A 495-nucleotide genomic window follows, 5' to 3' on the forward strand; every position below is an offset into this window, starting at 1 on the left:
CTCTGATATCAAAAAGATGAAAGATCTCGAGGACGAAAATCGTCGTCTCAAACAGATGTTTGCCGATCTCAGTCTTGAATGCCGGGCCCTGAAAGACGTTATCGAAAAAAAGCTTTAAAACCAGCGATAAAGCGTGAACTCGTCAGCTATCTGACGGCGCAATTTGCCATGAGTTTACGCCAGGCTTGCAGGACGTTATCGCTGAGCAGGACGGTGTATTTTTACCAGCCCGATATCCGGCGGGATGAACCGGTGATCCAGATGCTGACTGAGCTGGCAGAGCGCTACCCGCGTTATGGTTTTAAGAAGCTTTTTCAGTTACTGCGCAGGCAGGGTAACGCCTGGAACCATAAACGCGTTCACCGGATTTACTGCCTGCTGAAACTGAATTTTCGTCGTAAGGGAAAACAGCGGCTGCCAGTGCGTAACCCTGCACCACTGGCGACGCCGCAAGCGTTAAACCAGAGTTGGTCCATCGATTTTATGCACGATGCG

1 pseudogene is annotated in these 495 nt (G+C 50.3%); it reads left to right on the forward strand.

Annotated elements, in window-relative coordinates:
* Positions 1 to 495 (forward strand): annotated as a pseudogene (locus M975_RS23050) (IS3 family transposase); the annotation flags it as partial.

The organism is Buttiauxella brennerae ATCC 51605 (genome assembly GCF_001654925.1).
GTDB classification, from domain to species: Bacteria; Pseudomonadota; Gammaproteobacteria; order Enterobacterales; family Enterobacteriaceae; genus Buttiauxella; species Buttiauxella brennerae.